The organism is Shewanella japonica, from assembly GCF_002075795.1.
In the GTDB taxonomy this organism is placed as follows: Bacteria; Pseudomonadota; Gammaproteobacteria; order Enterobacterales; family Shewanellaceae; genus Shewanella; species Shewanella japonica.
This window is the reverse complement of record NZ_CP020472.1, coordinates 2,041,443-2,058,826: the sequence shown is the minus strand read 5'-3', so window position 1 is coordinate 2,058,826 and position 17,384 is coordinate 2,041,443. Positions and strand designations below refer to the sequence as shown.

Here is a 17,384-nt window from a genome sequence, read left to right as displayed (position 1 = left end):
AACCGAATTATTGTTTCCAATACCGTCTGGCAACCGCAAGATGGTGATCGTTATCAAATAAAAGCGCAGAATTGTACCTTGCTCACAGCACCAAAGCCAAATAAATAAGACTTAGATCACAAATAAAAAATAGCCATCGCAGATTTTAACTAACAATTATCGCCATAAGGACTTAAAATACTGCCAAATGACTCAATACTATGCCCTATAAAGAAGTCTACCCCCATGATTTTATACAGTTTCAGACGTTGTCCTTATGCAATGAGAGCCAGATTAGGCTTGCATTTATCTGCACTCAACCCAGATGTAAGAGAAATTGAACTGCGTAATAAACCCGAAGCCATGCTGGCTGTTTCGCCTAAAGGAACAGTCCCTGTGTTGGTAATTAATGCACATCACGATGTTTCAACTGGGGAAAGTGAGGACAAAAGTACTAATCGCGCTGAAAATATATTGGAAGAAAGTCTTGATATTGCCCGTTTTTCTTTATCAAACTACCCTGATAAGTGCTCTGAATACTTATGCGGCAATGCTTATATCTCGCTACTTGAATCATTAGATGATGAAAGTACTGAGAAACTGATTAGCAAAAATGACATTGAGTTCAAACCTTGGTTAGATAAATATAAATATGCTGACAGGCATCCAGAGTTTGATGAAATATATTATCGCGATCGGGCTTGCGAATTTATTCAGTGCCTAGAAGAACATTTAACTGATAAAAATCAATTAATGGCAGATACACCGACATTTGCCGATTTCGCTATTTTTCCATTTATTAGACAGTTTGCTCACGTCAATAAACCTTGGTTTGAGCAAAGTCCATATCAACATGTTAGACGTTGGCTGACTGCGCATATGGAAAGTGAGTTGTTTAAAGCTGTAATGGTGAAGTATCCGTTATGGCTTGATGACACCAATAAACAGACAAGATTAAAATCAGATAGTTAGCTCCATTATTCCAAAAGCTCGATAGATTGATTATTTAATCAACGATAAATCAACCTTTTGTATATATATGCACAAACATCCTTGAATTATGAATAATGACTGCAGTAGTTTATGTCATCTATAAGATGGATTTTATATTGAAATAGCTGCTAAATAGTAAAATAGGATTAAGCTTAAGTTAGTCTTTTGGCAGCGCTCAAGGATGTAGACATGGAACAAATGGATTTGGTTGTGCTACTGATCATATTACTGATCATGTTGCACATTATGTTTTGCTATCGCGCAATCACTACTGGGGCTCATATTGACGACGTTAAACGTTATGTATGGGGCACCATAAGCCTATTTTTTGGGCCTCTAGGTTATTACCTGTTTCAAAACCTACTGCCGCTAGACTCGTTAGATCCGAGAGAATAACTTAATAAGTGGCTAACCATCTGTTGCGCCACTTATTATTCACAATTTACTTTCACCTATAAATAACGAGTAAATTGACGGCCTGGTTTTAATGGCTTAACTGGTGCTTTAACTGCTGGTGTACCTATATATAAAAAACCGACGATTTGATCATCAGCATTTAAGCCAAGCGCTTTATTCACAATGTCACTAAATGCAAAACTGCCCGTTCGCCACACTGCACCCAATCCCAACGAAAATGCAGCTTGCTGCATAGCCATCGTGGCGCAACCTGCTGCTATATGCTGCTCTAATACCGGAACTTTAGGATGCTCATGCTGTTTGGTGGCAACCGTAATGACCATTGGTGCGCGATGCGGCATCACTTTTGCTTTCGCTATATAAGCTTCATCTTTGTTTTTAGCTATTGCATCTTCTACAAACGCTTCGGCCAGTTTATCCAAACCATCACCGGTAGCAATAATAAACTCCCAAGGCGTCAATGCTGCATGATCGGGAACCCGAGCCGCTGCGTTAAGAATAAAATCAAGCTGAGATTCACTCGGTGCTGGTAGGGTTAATCGTGGTGTAGATTGACGAGTAAGTAATAATTCTGATGCGTCCAATGGAGTGTCCTTTTTACTGAATTCAGGAAGATATTAACAAAAATCCCACATTAACGTGGGATTTTTTAATTGCATTGTTTTTCAGAAAAGGCAGATTAAGATAAAAATCGTTTGCCAATAAAGTGATCAACACTGGTGTAGCGACCACCGCCAAGCATAAGTAATGCAAGCAACATGAACAAATACGTAATGGCAAATTCAATACCGTTATTAAGTATGACGAAGTTACCTGAGCTCGTCAGCCAGTCATAATTACCATGCTGCTGAAGAATCGACTTGGCTGCCGCCAGTTTTTCTGCAGACGCAGCAACATTATCATTCGCTAACCATGAACTCGCATCCGCTATAGCAAGCCAGCCATTATCAATATGTACAGCAAACGCCGCCACAAACATAGTGAACATCATTGGAATCGCAACTAATCGCGTCGCCAGACCTATTAACAATAAAAATCCACCAAAAAACTCTGTCCCTGCAGCCAATGCGGTCATCACTTCAGGAAAAGGTAAACCCAAGCCCCAGTCTGGGTTACCGAACCAAGCTGCTGTATCGCTAAAGTGAGATAGTTTGTTATAACCAGCTTGCATTAACACTGGCGCTAAATAAATTCTAAGTGCTAATGGGGCTAAGCCTTCAATATGCTTCAAAAATCCTAAAAATTGTTGGTATAAATTTACCATGTTCATTCCCTTAAATAGTATCTTCTGTCTCACTAGACCTAATACGTAGAAAAAAACTTTCAATTACCACTACTAAAAATGCATTTCACATAGTGGGGTTTATTTAATTTCTTTAGATAAGTCACTTAAATCTTCAATTAATTCAGACATCTTACGAGTAAAATGTTTACGCTGTTTAGGACTTAAACTTTGGTTGATTTTAATAATAAGTTGGCCAAATAATTGGGTATTTTGTTCCACATGTTGTTGATAAGCTGCAGATTTTAATTCATCAGGATTGGTCATTAATAGACGCATTCTTTGTTCAAGTAATGCCGTTTCATCCCTCTGCTCGATTGCAACTTGAAATTGCCTTAACCAATCTAAACGGTACTCTAACCACATATCCAAGGTCGCCACACGTTGTTGATTATATTCAGCAACTAATGCTGCTTGTTCATCAGATACTGAACCTAACCAATCATCCATACGGTCTTGAAGCTTTTCATTTGATTCGTTAACTAATTGTAGTTGAGTTTTACCTGCATACTTTTGGTTAAGTTCTTGGTTATCTTTCTTGAGCTGAGCAATTAGCTCATCTGCTTGTTCATCACTAAAGCTGGATAAAATCGGTAATAAATCAGGTAACACAAAATTAAAAATACGAAACCAATGCGCTTTAGCGTCAACAACTTGTTGCTGCCACATTTCGGGCGTTAAGGTTTGATTTTCGATGGCGACTGATAAGGATGTTAATTGACTACTGTATCGAACTAATTCATCTTTTTGATGCCAAACCAGAAATTTATCCAGTAATACATCAAACTTTTCTTGCTGCTCATCATCGAAGGTAACGTATTCTTCAACTCGCCACTCAATAGCCCAATCAAGAAAAAAATAACTAAATTTGGTGGAACAACCCGCCAGAAACATCACCAGCAACAATGGAATCAATGACTTTTTCAACTTGCATTCTCCCTAATTAGCGATACTAAATTAAGAATAATAGGCTTATGAGATTAAAGATAGGTATTTGTTGAACAAGATAAAATATGATGCAATTTCTTCATCGTGCTCTTTGGCATCTAACAAGCTCCTGCCTGCCATCATTAACGCCCAAGCTGCAGAATACATCCAAAATATGTTCATCATTTGAAGCATGAATTTTGGCGCATCAACCGATAAATTAGGGTGTAATGACAAGTATTGTGATGTTAGCTCATCCGTTTGTTGTGGTGTTAAAGGATGAGAAGCAATCACCGAGGCGAGATCAAACATCGGATGACTGGTCGCGCAATATTCAAAATCGATGCAAACCAGTTTGTCTTGCTTAAGTAAAAGATTAAAGGGCGTTAAATCTCGATGACAAAATTGTGGTGAAATTAAACAAGACTCGGCATCATTAACCCAAACATCCATCTGTGGCTGCATGGCTAATAATTGCTGAAAGTTAGCGCGCCAATCAGCATGATATTGGGTTAATAATCCTGCCTGCTGAGATTGCGCTAGACGAAGTAAATCATCAAGATATATTTGCCACTGCCCTGACAAGCTCACCACTTTGTCGGGTAATGGTAGTGTTATAAGCTGATTGAGTAATTGCAATAGTAATGGGACGGGATCGACGGGGTAAATTGACTGAGTAGGCCTTAGAGGCTGGTTAAAACCAAACTCATCGTAAATGGTTGACCAGTCAAATTGCACCTGCTGAATAAACTCACTGATATAAAAACGTTTGTCGTCACTGATCCATAATAATGTGGGCGCAATGGACATCGCCGCGACATTTTTCCAGCAATCGACTTCATTATTTCTATCACACCACTGTGCTATGGATAGATTATCTCTAACAACCCAATCTTTGCCATCCATGTGCAAATGATAATTCGTGTTACTGAGTCCAGTAGATAACTTTTCAACCCGAGTACAATGTTGGCTAATCAATAATGCTAATGCTGGCGGTAAGGCCTGTTTTAGTGCATTTGGTAGATATTCCCAAGGTTCATCCATATTCATAACAATGATTAACAGGCACTTTTGTTAAGTGATATGGATGTGACACCATTATCTTGCTGCATTTTTTTACGCCACATGAAGTAACCGCTAATGGCCATAAAGAGATATAAAATCAATAAACCAGACGTTAGCATTAAGCCTTTTTGCAAATATAAATAAATCGACAGCGAGTTAATCACCATCCAGTAATACCAGTTTTCAATCACTTTTTTAGCCACTAAGTAAGTCGTCATTACTGCAAAGCATGTTGTTAATGCATCAAGGTAAGGAAACGATGCTGAGGTGTTATTTGCCATAAGGTAGCCGACAACCAAAGCTATAACAGTAGTCACACCAATAATTATTAGGTGAGTTTGTAATGACCAACTGACAATAGGTAGCTCGGTATTGTCAGTCTCTTTTTGACCGTATCGCCATAGCCAAAAACCATAAACCGCCATCGCCATATAATAAACGTTTAACACCGACTCCATTAATAAAGAGACTTTCCAAAACAACACTGTGTATATTGCCGTGCTGACAAACGCCGCAGCCCAGCACCAGATATTCGTTCTCATGGCTAGGACTAAATAGGCGATCGCCAATATAACCGCAATAGCCTCCCATCCGGTCATTGCTGACGCTTCAGATATCGCCGTTTGTATTGGTTGTAAAATCTCATCAAGCATAGTGTTAACTTCTTATTATTTGCTAATACAGCAGTTTTTTAGTTATTCAGTGTGACTCAAATCCAGCTCACCACCAATGAACTTACACACAAATACCGCTTTGCCCCACTTTTGGTGAGCAGCTTCCATTTCTACAGCGAGCATAGACATCACATCTGCATATTCACCACATACTTGGGTGGCCATCGCATTGGTTTTTCTTTCAATATTGCTATAACTGTCTACACGGCCTATAAACCATTTAATGGGATCTAAGTAGTTTTCGTTAAACGGGTACATACTGATTTCAGCAGTTAATTTCATTCTACATTCCTCGATATTACACTAAATTAAATACCGCCATAGTTTAGCAAACTATGGCGGTATTTTACTGTTACATAGCGTAAAACTGTTGTAATTATTAAAGAAATTATCTTCAATAATGATCTATCATTTCTACATAAACTTCACATCTAATGTAATGCCTAATTGACGAGGGTCACCGTATCTGACGTATTGCTTGTCGGCCCAATCGAGATCAGGTTCGTTACCGAAGTAAAAACCTCTGACGCCATATTGCTCATCAAATAGGTTTCTACCCCATAAGTATGCTGACCACATTTGAGATTCATAACCAATTCGTGCATTGAAAATAGTATAGGCATCTGACTTAGATTCATTACTATCTGAGTAATAAAAGTCACTTTTGCCACTCGCATTTAGGTTAGTAAACCAGCCGGAGTCGCTCACATAGCTCATGCCTGCACTGTAAGTAAATTTAGGTGCATGTGCTTGATCTCGACCCGTTAAATCAATAACGTTGCCATATTTATCATTATATTGATAATCACCATACTCAGTTTCTAACCAACCGACGCTACCATAAAATTGTATATTTTCAGTAGCATAATAATTAAAGTCAGCCTCGGCGCCATAGTTTTTAGCACTGCCAGCATTTTCTGTGTATAGAATAAAGCGCTGCTGATCATCAGGATCTTGTTGAGATGCTGAAACTTGTTGGTTTTGACGATCCATATAGAACACTGCAACATTGGTTGCTACATCGCCATCAAGCCATGTCGATTTCAAACCTAGTTCGTAGTTATATAAGGTTTCAGCATCGAACTCTTTTTTATCAGACAATTCAGGCGGCAATGTCATGTTAAAGCCACCCGCTTTGTAACCTCGAGCAATTCTAAAGTAAGCGTTATGATCATCAGTTAACACTTTAGAAATGGCTAAATGTCCGCCCCACATGTTCTCACTTGGGCTAAACTCATCACCGTTACTGTCACTGTATTCGCTTTCTCTGCGTTCTAAACGAAGACCTGCAGAAAATACATAACCGTCACCAAACTGAGTGTCGGTTTGTCCAAAAATGGCATAGTTAGTTGCTTCATACTCTGACACTAACACTTCATCTGGCCAGCCATTGTATTCAGAATATAAGTCATTATCTTCTTGAAGGTTCATGCCATATAAACCCACTAACCAGTCTGTAGAATCATTAAAGATTCGACCTGCATCATTTGAGCTAATGCGGAATTCTTGAGAAATGGTTTTACGATCGCCTTGTTTGTCCCAAGTGTAATCATAAACACATGGTTCAGTACCAATTACAGCCCAATTCTCGTCATAAGCTGGACATTCTTTTGATGCCCAGTAATCAGGGTTAGCCCAGTCACCATCGTAATTATGATGATGGTCTGTTTGTGCATATGAGGTCAATGAGGTTAATTCAAACGTATCGAATTGAGAGAAAATCGCTTTAAAGCCTACACCTGTGGTTTTTTGGCTGTCTACCCCTGGCTTGTCAGTAATGGTTTCAAAACCATTATTGTCTAATGTCCATGCATCATAGCCATTGTCAAAATTTGCATGCAGTAAAGTTAAGTCTAATTGGACATTTTCAGCAGCATACCAGCGTAATTTTGCACGAGCGGTAAACTCATCACGGGCATTGGTATCTTCGCGCTCAAGATATGTATTATCGCGGTAGCCATTTTGTGAGTGCTGCTCAAGCGATACGCGATATAATAATTTGCCTGAATCGCTCAGTGGGCCAGAGCTAAAACCAGAAAATGTTTGTAAGTCGTCATCACCAAGTGACACTTGGGCGCCATGCTCAAACACATCCGTCGGATCGTTACTTTTTAAATATATTAAACCCGCTAATGCATTAGCACCGTATTGGGTACCTTGAGGTCCACGAAGGACTTCAACTTGTTGCATATCGTACATGCTAGAAACCATGCCGATACCCGAGAGATCGATATCATCAACAATAAAACCAACCGATGAATTAGGCGCACCTTGATATTCTTCTTGCTCACCGACACCACGAATTTGAAAATATTTAGGACGCGAGCTGCCACCAGACCAGTTAAAATTGGCGATTGAATTTAATACGTCTTCGAAATGTTGAGCACCTTCATCTTGTAATTGTTGGCTATCAATGACAGTGACACTCGATGGAACTTTTTCAAGTTCAACACCACTAAAGTCAGCGTTAACAACAATTACTTCCATTTTTTCGGCATTAGGTGCAACACGTTCAATATTTTCAGTTTGAGCGACAGCTGAAGTAGATAAAGCGGCGAGAATGGCAACCGCCAAAGGCGATTTTGATTTAAATAAAGACATAGGACCTCAAATATTCATTTTGAGATCCGGCAAGCATAGTGAATTAGTTTGTGCATCCATGACAAAAATAGCAAGTAAAGCATGCAGCCCATTCCTACGCCGGTATTAGCCGGATCAGGTTCTAAGGGTTTGTCATAAGACATCTCAGTTTACGAGAAAAGCGCAAACACCCCTTGGCGAGGCGGATTATAAACGATTCAACTAAAGTGCGACACTATTAGTGAACACTTTTCATTAACTAAATCAATACAAGCTGGCTTTAGAAACAATTGAATGATTAATAAGAGCACAAAATGCATGGTACTAGCACGAAGGCTTGTCATAAATTGTGGTATTTAAGCCATAAAAAAACACCCGATTATTGGGTGTTTTATAATGAGTTTATTTAGCGGCCAAATTGGACTCAGTGAGAAGAAAACCAATGGCTAATGAATCACTAAATCATCACCAACTATGCACGGTATGATGCAAGTAACGCTCTAAAGAAGTGACGTTAGGATTAATTTGAAAACGCTTTTCTCACATACACTTCAAACCGGGTAGCATTGGCATTTGGCGCTAACGCACTCACCTGCATTTGCTGCTTACCGTGTAGTTTTAATGATTTCCAACTCACGCCTTCATCTTCAATAGTAAAGTCGTTTGCATCGTACCAAGTAAATTTATACTGCAGTCTTAAATCAGTAGACACTTTACTTAAAATCAGTGCAGAGCCTTGCAGTAAATCAGCTTGAGTGCGGACTCTGACTTGCTCAATACCAACTTCTCGGGAAAATGAATTATTGTCGACTCGAACAACACCATTAGATCCTGCAGATAATCCAGCGGTGTGATTTGCACAACCAGTCATCAACAAAAATAAGGTTACTATTACGATTGAAATCTTCATCATTTATCCTTTTAACACTGTGAATGTGAATCCCATAGGTATTAAAGCGCTTCAGTCATCTTATTATTGATCTAACAAGAAGTGCGCTCTTGCTGTCGCAATAAGCTGTTTTCTGTTTGTTTGCCAACAATTAATACTCACATTTGCAACTCTGCGACCTTGGCGAGTAATTTTACACTCTGCAAACGTATCTTGATGCAAACCTGCTCGTAAATAATCAATTGAAAAATCGATTATTTTTGGCACCTTTTTAGCTTGCATAAACACCATTAGTTGCACGATAGCAGACATTTCCATAAAGCCAGCAATCACGCCACCATGAATGGCAGGTAAAATAGGATTACCGATATTGTCGTCTTTAGCTGGTAATTTAAACACCATTTCATCACCAAAGCGATTAACACTCATGCCGATGAATTGTGTATAAGGCACTTTCGCCAGTAAATAACTGTAGTCGTTTAAGTCTATTGCTCGTTTTACAATATCATGGACATTAATTTCTGCCGCCACAATATCAGTAAGACTTGCCTGAGTAGTTGCTTCTTTAGTAAGTGTAGTCCCATTCTCAGTCGCTAACTCATTGACCTTGATATCTGATTCACCCATTAATGCCTGACGAAACTCTTCCCCCACCATTTCAGGGCTAATACGCATAAAGGAACCAACAGCATGAGCAATGGGATCATCAATACTGTCTTGATAAGCAATTGCACGAGTAAAAGCAACATTAGAGGATAAACGATAGCACTCTGCAAAAGCGAAAATAGGCTTATCTGGCTCTGCAGGTTTCATATAATCAACCCGTAAATCTAACGTGGGTGATATTTCTAATGATTGATATTTTTCTAAAATCGCACTGACCACTGCCGTACCAGACGCAGTATCAATTAACGTAGTGACGACACCACCATGAATAACACCAGTATCAGGATCGCCAATAATGTCCTGACTATATGGCAACTCTAACAGTACATGGTGCTCACTGGCCTCAAGTACCGAGATTTGTAGACGGCGACAATGTGCTAACTGGCCAACAAAACGCGTGGCCACTTCAGTTAACGGGAAAAACTCACTGTTTATTTTCATTAATGGCTACTTAGTCTTTACGGCTTAACATTGGGCCAAGGGGCTTACCGCCCACCAAATGCATATGAATATGGTAGACCTCTTGGCCACCATGCTTATTACAATTCATAATTAACCGATACCCGTCTTCGGCGATACCAGCTTCAGCAGCTAGTTTGGCAGCAACAGTCATCATACGCCCGAGTGCAAGCTCATCTGACGCTTTAATGTCATTAGCTGTCGGAATTAAGTGGTTTGGAATGATTAAAATATGCGTTGGCGCTTGAGGGGAAATATCACGAAATGCAGTGACCAACTCGTCTTGGAATAAAATATCCGCTGGGATTTCACGACGAATAATCTTACTAAAAATGGTTTCTTCGGCCATGTGTCATCATCCTTTTATTATGCGTTAGTTAACGTGGGTAATCGCAATGCTTGGCTAGATTATCTTATAGTATCAACTGCAGTGTTTGTCACTCCAGTCAAAACCATAAACAGTTGTTACTATTCATGTACAGATGGATTTGCACATTAGTAATGAATTTGGCAGCATTGGGTTTCTTCTCGTTCTTATTTCTTTTCAGCAACACCTACTTACTTGGAAATTGCTCATGCATTATCACATCATTGCTATCGATCCTAAAGCACATTTGTTTGAAGTCACTCAAACTATTCAAGATGCAAAACCACAACAGATATTGTCTTTACCTTCTTGGCTTCCAGGCAGTTATATGATCCGTGATTTTGCCAGAAATCTAATTGAAATAACCGCAGTGGATGAGCAAAACACGCCAATTGAAATCGAACAACTCGATAAGCAAACTTGGCAATGTAAAAACAGTCAGTCATTTATTAAAATTTCATATCAGGTTTATGCTTGGGATTTATCTGTGCGCTCTGCCCATTTAGACACAACCCATGGTTTTTTTAATGGCAGTAGCGTGTTCTTAAGTGCCAAAGGCTTAGAGCATACCAAGCACACACTAACGATAGCCAAACCAGCCCTGGATGAACTTAAAGACTGGAAACTTGCCACCAGCATGAAAAGAACCGCTGGTGAACAATACGGTTTCGGTGAGTTTTACGCAGATAATTATGATGATTTTATCGACCATCCAGTAGAAATGGGCCCACTTGCAATAGCCAGTTTCGAAGCCTGCGGTGTGCCCCATGATGTTGTGTTAAGTGGTAAACATGATGCTTCATTACCTCGTTTATGCCAGGATTTAAAAGCCATATGCGAATATCAAATCAACTTATTTGGTGGTCAAGCTCCTTTTGATCGCTACGTATTTTTAACGACTGTTTTAGGTAATGGCTTTGGTGGATTAGAACATCGTGCAAGCACCGCATTAATGTGCTCAAGAAAAGATTTGCCAACAAACATGACCCATGAGGTCAACAAAGATTATCGCGTTTATCTATCGTTATGCAGTCATGAGTATTTTCATAGCTGGAACGTAAAACGTATAAAGCCTGCTGAGTTTACCCCATTTGATTTATCTAAAGAGGCTTATACTGAGCAATTATGGGCTTATGAGGGGATTACCTCATATTTCGATGATCTATTAACTTATCGCAGTGGTTGTGTCAGCCAGAACCAATATCTAACTATGTTAAGTGAAATTATGACACGGGTTTACCGTTCGCAAGGTCGCTTTAAACAAACACTGTCATCCTCAAGCTTTAATGCATGGACCAAGTTTTATAAACAAGATGAAAATGCCAACAATGCCATTGTTAGTTACTACACAAAAGGAGCTTTATTCGCTTTATACCTTGATTTAACTATTCGTATTGAAACCAAGGGAAAACACAGTTTAAACGATGTCATGTTGGCGCTTTGGCACGACTATGGAGCTAAAGGCATTGGCACTCAGGGTGATACGCATCAGCGTATTATTGAGAAGCTACTAAACCGTAACTGTGATGATTTATTTGTTTATTTAAATAATACCCAAGATATTCCACTTGAACCTTTATTGAATAAAGTTGGTATCACCATGACATTGCGTACCAGTGCCGGGGCTACTGATTTAGGTGGCGGTGAAACTAAAGGGCTTAATATTGCATTTGGCGCTAAAACCAAAGCAGAAGCATTTGGCCTCAAAGTACTAACCGTTACCAACGACAGCCCAGCGCATCAAGCAGGCTTAAGTGCTGGTGACTTACTCATTGCAGCCAATGAGTTACAGGTCGATAGCCAATTTGAACAGCAATTAGAATCTAAAGAATTGGACACAGAGTTAGCACTACATTGGTTTAGACGAGATGAGTTAATGCAAGGCACAATGCCAATTAAACTTGCTATAAAAGATACGATTAGTTTATCTATCAATGATGAGAAAAAACTCAAAATATGGCTATAAACCTTCGCTAGTTCAATAAAAAAGGTGCCCTATGGCACCTTTTTAGTGTTAGCTTAACGATTAAAAAGTACGGGGTTTAACCACGTTTAATTCTTTCGCTTACTCGGGCTTCACTATGCGCTTCTAACCAATATTTTTGTAAGGTTTCATTTTGCATACCTGTTGCAGAATCACCTAAACTCCATGCGCCTTTCCAGATACCATCTGCAATTAAATGTACTACTGCACTTTCGATTGCTGATGCTACACATAAACTGACAGGCTCATTAGACGTGTAACCCGCTTCTGCTTCCAGCAATTCTTGCGCATCGATAAATTTAAAAACCCCTGCGGTGATTTCTTTTGAAATAACCGATTTAGTTGTAGTCACACTACTTAATAATCTACCCGTTCGAATATCAACTGCTCTTAGGTTAACGGTAATGCTATCAACACGATATTGGCCTGATGCTCCGATACCCAAGTAGCGCGCACCTGCACCACCTGTTTTAATATTGGTATCATAAGCCACAATACCGCCTTCCATTAAAACTTGTGCACTATTCAGTTGAGGTAACTTGCTTGCATCGCCTTTGAGTCCTGCTCTAACAATTTTTCGCTCTGTTAACAGGTTTTGTAGCCCTTCACGTTCAACTGGAATAAACCACGAAGAATCATTAAGAGATTGAGCTAGAAAAGCGGTCCCCGATTGCGGTACTGCAGTCGAAAAGTTACTGGACGGAATCGGCTTATATTGCCCAGTTTGATCACGAAAATCATAAACTGCCGCAACCATCGCACCTTGTGGAATAGGTAAGCTAATTAAATCGTAATAAGTTTCACTTTTCGGCATTAAACTGGTTGTTGCATCAATATTCTCGAACTCTTCATCCACTGATGAACAAGCTGATAGCATAACCACAAGAGCCGATATAATAATCTTGTTCATATTAGCCTCCGGTACCAGTATCAACGATACCGCCGACTTCAATGATGGTTGTTTCGCCTGTTAAAATATCCGTGATGTGAACAATCAATGCGCCATCTTCATTCACAACGTTTATTTCAAAGTCATCTGTTAACAAGTAGCCTTCGCCACCATTCGCTGCGTCATTAAATAACTGTGACATTAACCGAGACTCTAAAGAACTGGCTAAACGCTCTAATGCCGTGGGCGGCGTATATCCTGAACCAGAGCTACTTTGATGATCATTTTGCGCTGCAGCATTTGCTAATAAGTATGAGCCGTTTAAATAACTACCACCAAAAGCGGGGTTAACAGGCTGATATATCAATTGAGTTGCTAAACACTCAACTGAAAATAATAATAAAATTGAGCTAAATAGTATTTTTTTCATTTTGGCGTTCCCTGCTTAGAATTCGTCAGGAGCAAGGTCAGGATCTAAAAGAGCCCCTAACACTGCTTGTTCATTTTGTTTTATTACCGCGGTATTCACTCTTTTAGCGGCATAATTAACTTGTTGTTCCAAATTTCGACTAATAGGCGAAACAAAAGTGACAAAGATTGTTTTTCGATTTTGTTGGATTAAAATTTTACTACCACTACGCGCGGTAGCTTGCTCTATAACCGTAATTCCCGAATGCTTAGTCGCACCGCCAATATCCCGATAAGCACTCACAAATTCACGATAAAACTGATGCCCTATTCGTGTCATCGCTCTATTAAGGATCAAGCCCTCAATCAAGTCCGATTCACGTTTGGGTTTGGCATCACTGACAACGACTGTTTCGGTGTTTGATTTTTTTAAAGAGTTTTCTTGCGCAACAGACGCTTTAGATTCTGGGACAACTTCATCAGAAGCGGGTTTAATCTCAGGGTTTGTTAACCCAGAGGTTTCAGATATCGCTTCCAATTTCTTATCTTCAGCCGCACTTACCTGGTTTGCAGTAAACACAAACGCACAAGCTAAACACAATAGAATCGGAAGCGTTATCTTCACACTCTCACCTCATGCATATGAGTTTGGGCCCACGCAATAGCTTGGCCACGGCTAGATACCCCAATTTTGCGAAATGCGCGGTATAAATGAGTTTTAATCGTTGATTCACTCACAAATAATTGGTTTGCGATATCAAGATTAGTGCTACCGGTCAATAAAGCTTGTAATACTTCTCTTTCTCGAATGGTAAGGTGTTCGCTTTCATCTTCATTCTCAAAGCCCATTAATGATTTATGTAAATCATTTGGAATAACACTTCTTCCTTTAAGGATCTCATTAAAACCGCTACTAATTTCAGCTAAATCTGCATCGGTATAAAATGCGCCAGAAGTGGTTACTGGATGAATTAAAAATTTAGCGTCAACCTGTTTAGGAAAATTGATAAAGACGGTTTTGACAACATAGTGCTCTCTCTCAATGAGCCTTTGTAATTGATAAGCTTGTTGTAAATCGATGGTGGCTAAATCAAAAACCACAAGAGAGATTTGCTGTTCAGACAGCTGCGAGCTCATCGTCGCAGGGGTTGCTTTCGCTAGTTTGACCAAGAACTCTTGTGGCCAACGACAATCAAGTAAATCAACAAGTAACCGCGAACGTGAAACTATCACCCAATTGATAACTTTAAACATCACTTACACTCCATGTGATTAAACAAAGTAACTTACATCTGATACTGTACCTGTATCATTAAAGCCAGATTAGCAAGCTAATCTGGCTTTAACAATTAGCCTAAAGGGTGTTAAAAATCCCTTTTGTATACTTTAGTACTACATACCTTGAGTAACAGTTGCCATGTTGTTTGAACCCACTTGAGTCACAACTGCATTGTTGCCCATGTCAGTTTGAGTAACTAAGGTTGTATTCATGCTTCCATTGGCATAAACGTCAGCAAAATGATCTGAACCTGTTTGCAAGATATCGATATCATTGCCAGAACCAAGCCATGACTCACCAATCGCTTCGTTCATATCACCTGTTTGTACGATATCAACCATTGAACCATTACTTGAACCATCAGCATATGCACTGTTATCGTTACCAGTTTGAGTAATATTGACGGTATTATTGCTACCCCATGTTCCAGCACCATATCCTGTGCCATAGAAACTTGAAGAATTAGCGTTATCCGTTACAGAATTCCCATTACCAGTTTGAGTGATAGTAATAGTGTTATCTGCGTTATAACCAGTTTTTGCACCAGCGTAGTTGTCTGCGCCAGTTTGGTAAACATTAATATCATTTGAAACACTAGAACCTGTTTGGCTAACTAAAGCCGTGTTAGAGTCACCACTTTGCATAACGATTGCAGTATCATCAGTACCCGCTTGATCAACTGTGGCAGAGTTCCCCATACCAGCTGCTGAACCACTTTGAGTAACTGTTGCAGAGTTACCAGAGTTACTTTGAGTTACATTTGCCATTTGATCATAATCAGATTGCGTTACAGTGGCAGTTTGACTAAATCCTGATTGAGCGACCATTGCTTGGCCATTCTCACCGTCCTGAGTTACAGTCGCTAAGCCACTATCACCCGTTTGAGCAACATCTGCCATGTTATTTAAATTAGATTGAGTAACATATGCTTGGTTGTCGTTACCCATTTGCATTACATTTGCATCGTTAGATAAACCAGTTTGAGTCGTATTTGCTATATTATTGTCACCTTCTTGACTAACAGCAGCAACAGTATCATCAGAACTAGCTATATAACCAAAGTTCAATGTCGTTTGACTAACAACTGATTGGTTACCAGTACCATTTTGATCAATCGAAGCAACTGCACCATCTGAAGATTCTTGAATAATTGAAGCATTATTCAAAGGTCCACCTGCTTGAGTAATTGTGGCATCTGCATAATCAGACCAATGGTTATAAATGTCCGCAATATCACCAGAACCATTTTGATTAATTGTAGAGTTAGCTGCATCCCCATTATCCTGTAAAATATTAGCGTTATTGTTATCGCCATTTTGATTTACAAGTGAGGCCGCATTTGCACCATTATTGAAGCGCTGTTCGATAGCAGCTACGTTTTCATTACCAGTTGTGCTGATAATACCTGTCGCAGACTGTGTATCATCATGCTGAAAAATACTACCTTGGTTTAGATTACCAGTTTGAGTAATAGAGCCCATTGTCTCAGAAGTATCTTCTTGTGTTACTGACGCGGTATTGGTATCACCTGATTGAGTAATAAATGCATCATTATTTTCGCTGTTCAAAACTTGAGTAACAGTGGCACCATTGCCATTACCGGTTTGATCAACGGTTGCTTCATTATCAGAACTTGCATATGCACTGCTTGACGCTAAAATCGCAGCTGACACTAATATTGCTAATTTAGAATGTTTCATTATCGTATTTCCCTTTACTGTGTATTATTAATTAATTTAATCAAGGTTAATTACTGCAACATTGCTGAGTTACCTCAACGTGTTGCGAATTACCCCACTGGAGTACACCTACTGCATTCCCAGATCCGTACTGCTGGATCTCGATTGAATTCTCGTAACCACTTTGTTGTATTAAAGCTACGTTTCCTGTTCCTGTTTGCATCACATCTAAAAGTAGGTTTTCACCCTGCTGAGCAGATAAAACGACATTTCCAACACCGACTTGCAATATTTCAGCTTCTACATTGGCACCAAATTGCGATGCCAAGACATAATGTTGTGAACCTTGCTGGTCAATATTTATCGTATTCGTGAAACCGTTTTGAAATGTTCTAGATTGATTATCTACACCAGATTGATTTAAATTTAATGAGTTATCGCTACCATCCTGAACAGCTCGAGCAATATTGGTCCCACTTGCGAGTTCATCAAAATCACTTAAATCTGACTGACTGAAACTAGGAAAAGAAGCTAGACATACAGCAACAGATAACATCCCTGCTATTGTTTTAACGCGATGTAATTGTTCACGCTTGAATAAGTCCATGCTTCCTGCCCTTCACTTTGTAAAAGAGTTATTCCCTTTACATTTCCAGTGAATTTAGTATTACTCGATATAATGTGTTCTGAATCCACCCCGAGTATTAAAGGAACTTAGACCAATAGACTAAAATGTATCCTAACCCCCACTTTTGTACTATAAGGAATTATCAAACTAAACAATCTAACATATTGATATACAATCAAAATATTGAAAAGCGCCATTAAAATGACATATAACGAAAGG

The 17,384-nt window shown here is 39.3% G+C and carries 19 protein-coding genes and 1 riboswitch; of the genes, 3 read left to right on the top strand and 16 right to left on the bottom strand.

Annotated elements, in window-relative coordinates:
- Positions 1-225 precede the first annotated feature (225 nt).
- Positions 226-951 (top strand): glutathione S-transferase, encoded by a 726-nt coding sequence (locus tag SJ2017_RS08785; protein WP_080915511.1) that lies wholly within the window; start codon positions 226-228, stop codon positions 949-951.
- Positions 952-1,161: 210 nt separating this feature from the next.
- Positions 1,162-1,368, top strand: a complete 207-nt coding sequence (locus SJ2017_RS08780) for a hypothetical protein (RefSeq protein ID WP_055024395.1) — start codon at positions 1,162-1,164, stop codon at positions 1,366-1,368.
- A 56-nt stretch (positions 1,369-1,424) separates the two neighbouring features.
- Here SJ2017_RS08780 and SJ2017_RS08775 read toward each other — a convergent pair whose 3' ends face one another.
- The 10 genes from SJ2017_RS08775 to hinT all read right to left on the bottom strand — a co-directional run bounded on the left by SJ2017_RS08775 (position 1,425) and on the right by hinT (position 10,280).
- Entirely contained in the window at positions 1,425-1,973 is a 549-nt protein-coding gene (locus tag SJ2017_RS08775; RefSeq protein WP_055024394.1) for an NAD(P)H nitroreductase, read from the bottom strand.
- A gap of 95 nt (positions 1,974-2,068) precedes the next feature.
- A complete protein-coding gene (locus SJ2017_RS08770) occupies positions 2,069-2,659 on the bottom strand; it encodes an HvfX family Cu-binding RiPP maturation protein (protein WP_055024393.1) in 591 nt (196 codons plus the stop codon).
- Positions 2,660-2,752: 93 nt separating this feature from the next.
- A complete protein-coding gene (locus SJ2017_RS08765; protein WP_080915510.1) occupies positions 2,753-3,598 on the bottom strand; it encodes a DUF6279 family lipoprotein in 846 nt (281 codons plus the stop codon).
- 45 nt (positions 3,599-3,643) lie between these two features.
- Complete coding sequence (locus tag SJ2017_RS08760; RefSeq protein WP_167692902.1) at positions 3,644-4,642, bottom strand: phosphotransferase; 999 nt, start codon at positions 4,640-4,642, stop codon at positions 3,644-3,646.
- A 14-nt stretch (positions 4,643-4,656) separates the two neighbouring features.
- Positions 4,657-5,316 (bottom strand): nicotinamide riboside transporter PnuC, encoded by a 660-nt coding sequence (gene pnuC / locus SJ2017_RS08755; protein WP_065108302.1) that lies wholly within the window; start codon positions 5,314-5,316, stop codon positions 4,657-4,659.
- 42 nt (positions 5,317-5,358) lie between these two features.
- Positions 5,359-5,619 carry a YkoF family thiamine/hydroxymethylpyrimidine-binding protein gene (locus SJ2017_RS08750; RefSeq protein WP_055024389.1) on the bottom strand — a complete coding sequence of 87 codons (261 nt, stop codon included), beginning with the start codon at positions 5,617-5,619 and terminating at the stop codon, positions 5,359-5,361.
- Positions 5,620-5,751: 132 nt separating this feature from the next.
- Positions 5,752-7,938: a TonB-dependent receptor gene (locus SJ2017_RS08745; RefSeq protein ID WP_080915508.1), complete on the bottom strand. Its 2,187-nt coding sequence runs from the start codon at positions 7,936-7,938 to the stop codon at positions 5,752-5,754.
- A gap of 74 nt (positions 7,939-8,012) precedes the next feature.
- Positions 8,013-8,122: riboswitch (TPP riboswitch) on the bottom strand.
- A 315-nt stretch (positions 8,123-8,437) separates the two neighbouring features.
- The gene (locus SJ2017_RS08740) at positions 8,438-8,830 is read right to left on the bottom strand and encodes a YcfL family putative periplasmic lipoprotein (protein ID WP_080915507.1); all 393 of its coding nucleotides are present in this window, start codon (positions 8,828-8,830) and stop codon (positions 8,438-8,440) included.
- A 60-nt stretch (positions 8,831-8,890) separates the two neighbouring features.
- Entirely contained in the window at positions 8,891-9,913 is a 1,023-nt protein-coding gene (locus SJ2017_RS21955) for a PaaI family thioesterase (protein ID WP_080915506.1), read from the bottom strand.
- Positions 9,914-9,923: 10 nt separating this feature from the next.
- Positions 9,924-10,280, bottom strand: coding sequence for a purine nucleoside phosphoramidase (hinT, locus tag SJ2017_RS08730; RefSeq protein WP_055024386.1), 357 nt, complete (start codon positions 10,278-10,280; stop codon positions 9,924-9,926).
- Between the two features lie 226 nt (positions 10,281-10,506).
- Between hinT and SJ2017_RS08725 the strand changes: the two genes are divergently transcribed.
- Complete coding sequence (locus SJ2017_RS08725) at positions 10,507-12,264, top strand: M61 family metallopeptidase (protein WP_080915505.1); 1,758 nt, start codon at positions 10,507-10,509, stop codon at positions 12,262-12,264.
- A gap of 76 nt (positions 12,265-12,340) precedes the next feature.
- Here SJ2017_RS08725 and SJ2017_RS08720 read toward each other — a convergent pair whose 3' ends face one another.
- From SJ2017_RS08720 to SJ2017_RS08695, 6 genes are all read right to left on the bottom strand, one after another.
- The gene (locus SJ2017_RS08720) at positions 12,341-13,192 is read right to left on the bottom strand and encodes a CsgG/HfaB family protein (protein ID WP_080915504.1); all 852 of its coding nucleotides are present in this window, start codon (positions 13,190-13,192) and stop codon (positions 12,341-12,343) included.
- 1 nt (position 13,193) lies between these two features.
- Positions 13,194-13,601 (bottom strand): curli assembly protein CsgF, encoded by a 408-nt coding sequence (locus tag SJ2017_RS08715; protein WP_055024383.1) that lies wholly within the window; start codon positions 13,599-13,601, stop codon positions 13,194-13,196.
- Between the two features lie 15 nt (positions 13,602-13,616).
- Complete coding sequence (locus tag SJ2017_RS08710; RefSeq protein WP_244899790.1) at positions 13,617-14,204, bottom strand: curli production assembly/transport protein CsgE; 588 nt, start codon at positions 14,202-14,204, stop codon at positions 13,617-13,619.
- Positions 14,201-14,833: a LuxR C-terminal-related transcriptional regulator gene (locus SJ2017_RS08705; protein WP_080915503.1), complete on the bottom strand. Its 633-nt coding sequence runs from the start codon at positions 14,831-14,833 to the stop codon at positions 14,201-14,203. Before SJ2017_RS08705 ends, SJ2017_RS08710 begins: the two co-directional genes overlap by 4 nt.
- Positions 14,834-14,971: 138 nt before the next feature.
- Positions 14,972-16,558 (bottom strand): beta strand repeat-containing protein, encoded by a 1,587-nt coding sequence (locus SJ2017_RS08700; protein WP_080915502.1) that lies wholly within the window; start codon positions 16,556-16,558, stop codon positions 14,972-14,974.
- 46 nt (positions 16,559-16,604) lie between these two features.
- Positions 16,605-17,144, bottom strand: a complete 540-nt coding sequence (locus tag SJ2017_RS08695) for a hypothetical protein (RefSeq protein WP_055024380.1) — start codon at positions 17,142-17,144, stop codon at positions 16,605-16,607.
- Positions 17,145-17,384 lie beyond the last annotated feature (240 nt).

Coding starts and splice junctions, on each gene's coding strand:
- SJ2017_RS08695 (WP_055024380.1), bottom strand. CDS start 17,144: ATGGACTTATTCAAGCGTGAACAATTACATCGCGTTAAAACAATAGCA.
- SJ2017_RS08770 (WP_055024393.1), bottom strand. CDS start 2,659: ATGAACATGGTAAATTTATACCAACAATTTTTAGGATTTTTGAAGCAT.
- SJ2017_RS08780 (WP_055024395.1), top strand. CDS start 1,162: ATGGAACAAATGGATTTGGTTGTGCTACTGATCATATTACTGATCATG.
- SJ2017_RS08745 (WP_080915508.1), bottom strand. CDS start 7,938: ATGTCTTTATTTAAATCAAAATCGCCTTTGGCGGTTGCCATTCTCGCC.
- SJ2017_RS08705 (WP_080915503.1), bottom strand. CDS start 14,833: ATGTTTAAAGTTATCAATTGGGTGATAGTTTCACGTTCGCGGTTACTT.
- SJ2017_RS08760 (WP_167692902.1), bottom strand. CDS start 4,642: ATGGATGAACCTTGGGAATATCTACCAAATGCACTAAAACAGGCCTTA.
- SJ2017_RS08785 (WP_080915511.1), top strand. CDS start 226: ATGATTTTATACAGTTTCAGACGTTGTCCTTATGCAATGAGAGCCAGA.
- SJ2017_RS08720 (WP_080915504.1), bottom strand. CDS start 13,192: ATGAACAAGATTATTATATCGGCTCTTGTGGTTATGCTATCAGCTTGT.
- SJ2017_RS08740 (WP_080915507.1), bottom strand. CDS start 8,830: ATGATGAAGATTTCAATCGTAATAGTAACCTTATTTTTGTTGATGACT.
- SJ2017_RS08700 (WP_080915502.1), bottom strand. CDS start 16,558: ATGAAACATTCTAAATTAGCAATATTAGTGTCAGCTGCGATTTTAGCG.
- SJ2017_RS21955 (WP_080915506.1), bottom strand. CDS start 9,913: ATGAAAATAAACAGTGAGTTTTTCCCGTTAACTGAAGTGGCCACGCGT.
- SJ2017_RS08750 (WP_055024389.1), bottom strand. CDS start 5,619: ATGAAATTAACTGCTGAAATCAGTATGTACCCGTTTAACGAAAACTAC.
- pnuC (WP_065108302.1), bottom strand. CDS start 5,316: ATGCTTGATGAGATTTTACAACCAATACAAACGGCGATATCTGAAGCG.
- hinT (WP_055024386.1), bottom strand. CDS start 10,280: ATGGCCGAAGAAACCATTTTTAGTAAGATTATTCGTCGTGAAATCCCA.
- SJ2017_RS08725 (WP_080915505.1), top strand. CDS start 10,507: ATGCATTATCACATCATTGCTATCGATCCTAAAGCACATTTGTTTGAA.
- SJ2017_RS08715 (WP_055024383.1), bottom strand. CDS start 13,601: ATGAAAAAAATACTATTTAGCTCAATTTTATTATTATTTTCAGTTGAG.